This window comes from Nitrosomonas sp. (assembly GCF_040256045.1).
GTDB lineage: Bacteria > Pseudomonadota > Gammaproteobacteria > Burkholderiales > Nitrosomonadaceae > Nitrosomonas.
This window is the reverse complement of record NZ_JBDZWD010000091.1, coordinates 1-3,659: the sequence shown is the minus strand read 5'-3', so window position 1 is coordinate 3,659 and position 3,659 is coordinate 1. Positions and strand designations below refer to the sequence as shown.

3 protein-coding genes are annotated in these 3,659 nt (G+C 48.9%); 2 read left to right on the top strand and 1 reads right to left on the bottom strand.

Annotation, left to right across the window (positions count from 1 at the left end; translation table 11 throughout):
- Nucleotides 1-71: 71 nt before the first annotated feature.
- Nucleotides 72-2,561 carry a TonB-dependent siderophore receptor gene (locus tag ABUL11_RS11100; RefSeq protein ID WP_350283916.1) on the bottom strand — a complete coding sequence of 830 codons (2,490 nt, stop codon included), beginning with the start codon at nucleotides 2,559-2,561 and terminating at the stop codon, nucleotides 72-74.
- Between the two features lie 264 nt (nucleotides 2,562-2,825).
- Here ABUL11_RS11100 and ABUL11_RS11095 point away from each other — a divergent pair, with 264 nt between their 5' ends.
- Nucleotides 2,826-3,098, top strand: a complete 273-nt coding sequence (locus tag ABUL11_RS11095; protein WP_350283915.1) for a type II toxin-antitoxin system TacA family antitoxin — start codon at nucleotides 2,826-2,828, stop codon at nucleotides 3,096-3,098.
- Nucleotides 3,095-3,589 (top strand): GNAT family N-acetyltransferase, encoded by a 495-nt coding sequence (locus ABUL11_RS11090; protein WP_350283914.1) that lies wholly within the window; start codon nucleotides 3,095-3,097, stop codon nucleotides 3,587-3,589. The genes ABUL11_RS11095 and ABUL11_RS11090 overlap by 4 nt, the downstream gene beginning before the upstream one ends.
- The last annotated feature ends 70 nt before the right edge of the window (nucleotides 3,590-3,659 follow it).

Here is a 3,659-nt window from a genome sequence, read left to right as displayed (position 1 = left end):
ACTACTTCACCAACTCCGGCTATGAATCTAACTAAACGAGAAATGCTCTAGATAATGGGATAAGTGTTTCCTTAAAACATCGTACTGACTGAAAATGCTACTGTTCTCGGTACACCTAAATAATTAGCATCTTGCCAGTAGTTTTTACCGGTCAGATTGATGACATTCAGACGTATGATCAGTGACTTATCCAGTACACGAGTTGCATATCGGGCCCCGATATCATACAGAGTATAACTTGGGATTTTATCGGTATTGGCCGCATTGCCGTATCTTTCCCCAGTATAGTAAATACCACCGGTCAAGCTCAGTCCCGTAATCCACGGTAGCGCATATTCCGCATAAATTTTACCCATTCTGGAAGCAGCATTGATAGGTTTTCTGCCTTCCAGAGTGGGGTCATTGGCTTTTTCTACGTTGAGATCCATCAGGGTACCGCCGCCCATGATGGTCAGGTTATCGGTTACTTTTCCAGTCAAGACCAATTCTATACCGTTATGTACCTGCAGCCCATCCTGAACGTAAGTGGGGATTGGCGTAGCTTGATTTGAAAACTGATTGGCTTTCTCAATCCGGAACAGCGCGGTACTCAATAATAAATTAGGATTGATATCGTATTTCAGGCCCATTTCATACTGTTTACTGACTAGTGGCGGGAATACTTCTCCAAAATTGGAATAGGTATTATTTACTCTCGTACCCTTTTCAAGGGCTTCCATGTAGGAAATGTAGGTAGTTACCGTTTCAATCGGTTTATACAGCAATGAGACCGTGGGGGTCAGTGCAGATTTTTCATATTTATTGCCATCGCCATACCAACCAGATGCTATATTCATCGTAGTAGCATAGTTAAACCCGATCATTGCAGACCATTGATCGTTGAAGGTAATATCATCTCCAATCAGAATGTTATTATATCGATCAACCCAGACAGATGACATCGCCCCGCTCCCGAAAGACTCTCCCCAATCTGGCTCAGATATGTTTTTAAGTTCGCTCAGCGGGAGATTTGTACCAACTCGGGAAACGGTACCGGAAAGTGTAAAGTATTCATAAAAAGTAGAGGAATAGCCGAGGGTTAGCTTATGGTCGACAGCAAAAGTTGAAAATTGGCTATCCAGGTAGATATATCCTCCATAACCCTCATGCTTTTCCCAAGGCGAGTTTGCTACTCTGGGAATAAAGGTCCTATCCACCTGTTCATTTAAACTTATCTGCTTGACTCTCATACGGGTATCCTGATAGAAAAAAGCACTTCTGAGGGTAAAATATTTATTAGGATCCCAGCGCAGGCTGGTGTAAGCCTTATGGCTTTCTATATCATTGGATGCCCACTGGGGAGAGTAGCGTTTACTGGTATCGATCGCAATTCTTTCCCTCATATTATTAAATGTAGGTTGTGTCGCTTCTTTTCTGTAGTCGTTGTAGGTATATTTGACATCCGCATAAAGAGTATCGGTAAGATGGCCATCCAGCACAATGTTGGCGACTTTCTGATTGACCGGCTCACCAATGGCAGTATCTCCCCCCTGATAGAGCAGATTGGCTCGATAGCCGAAACGACCCCGGTCATCAAATTTTCCGCTGATATCGGCATGGCCATAAAACTGGGTGCCACCGTAATTACCGAATGTCAGCCTTCTGAGCGGGACATCGGTCGGACTTTTAGTAACATAATTTATGGCTCCACCCACTCTACCACCACCATAGAGAAAACCTGAGGTTCCGCTGAGAATTTCAACCCGATCGATCTCGATCACCGACACAGCAGTACCATTTGCACCAGTCCGGGGTATGCCATCATAAACCGGGTTGGCTGATAGAAACCCTCGTATGGTGACAAAGGGAACACCAGTAAAATTTTGGATCATTGGTTCCTGAGTCAGGGGATTCATTTTGAAGATCTGGCCCATGTTCTGGGCATTGACGTTCTCGATCAGATCAGAAGGGACGACACTGATCGAGTACGGTGTATCGCGCAGGCTGCGCTCACCCCAGAGACCGATTCCACTGATATTGCTGACGCGATAGCCTTCTTCTGCTGTGCCTTGTTTCAAAGTTTGTGAACTCACTGTCATGAGGGGTAGAGTAACATTGGTCGGTGAGTGTCCAGTAGCGCTCATTTTCTGTAATACATAACTGCCGTTGGTCAGTCGTGTTACTTGTAATCCACTGTTTCCAAGCAGCAGTGCGAGTGCTTCCTGCACAGTGTATTGCCCCCGTAAACCGTTGGTAGTTTTACCGCCGATCTGATCTTCCGTAAAGGTGAGCAGCAGCCCTGCCGAACTGGCCAGGCTGCGTAGGGCGGGAGCCAGCGGGCCGGCTGGTATATCGTAATGCTGACGTGCAGGGGATGTCCGGGTATCAGCTGGAGCTTGAACCACGATCTGAGCAGCCGCCGGATCTGACAGGCCGACAGACAGGATGAACCCTCCCGCTACGACTGCGGCTATCTGTACAAAGGGGCACACGGGCAGAAATGAAACAGGCCAGGATTGCTGCCGTCCCTGGCAGCATGGCTGGATGAATCGGCGCGCGGCGTGGCGTCGGTTGAATGGCATACCTTACTCCTCAAGAAATGGATTAATAAATACAGTTTCTATAGAGTAAGTGCCGTGAGAATCAGAATCGGGCAGAGGAAACCATAAAAATTTTCGGAAAATCTGGAATAACTGCTGAGGCTTACGGCAGTGCCACTTTTTAACAGGTTCTGAGAGAAGCTGCGATTTCCAGATTCAATCCTTCCTGGAACGCTGGCTGCGTGTGTTGACAATAGCTATACGTTATCGCATAGTTCGTATATCAAATTCATAGAGGAACAAGCCATGCGTGACGCTACCATCAACCTGCGTGCCCTGCCCGAACAACGCGATCTTATTGATCAAGCCGCCAGTTTGCTCGGCAAAAATCGTTCGGATTTCATGCTCGAAGCAGCGTGCGACCGGGCACAAGCCGTTGTGCTGGATCAGGTTTTTTTTAGCCTGGATACCGACAAGTTTAAGCAGTTTATTGCCATACTTGATGCACCTTCCGTCCCTAACCCGGGGTTTGAACGCCTTATGGCCGTGAAAGCTCCCTGGAGTCCCGACGTGGTGTGAGCTTGCGACTCAATCCGCCAGAGCTGCTCGTCGCAACGCATCTTCTGGACGACTTCGCGTGCGGAGCAAACAGTCTCGATGAATGGCTCAAGCGCCGGGCATTGGCCAACCAGCATAGCGGAGCCAGCCGCACATTCGTTGTCGCGGATCACGATAGTCGCGTCTATGGTTACTACGCCATGGCTGCAGGCGCAGTCTCGCATCAGGAGGCAACGCGCGGCGTGCGGCGCAACATGCCAGATCCTGTTCCAGTGATGGTGTTGGCACGACTGGCCGTTGATCAACGTGCCCAAGGCATCAGGCTCGGGGCGGCACTGCTGCAAGATGCCGTCAATCGAGCGGTAAACGTTTCGCACAACGTTGGTATCCGGGCGCTTCTCGTCCATGCGCTCGATGACCGTGCCAGGCAGTTCTACGCGTACTACGGTTTCAGGGAATCTCCCCAACATCCGATGACTTTGATGTTACGCCTAGATGCGGCAAAGGCATGAGCGGGCGTGAACTCTGCATAGGATGACGGGGATTATTGTTACGTCTAAAGCGGAGCATACTCGAAGTATG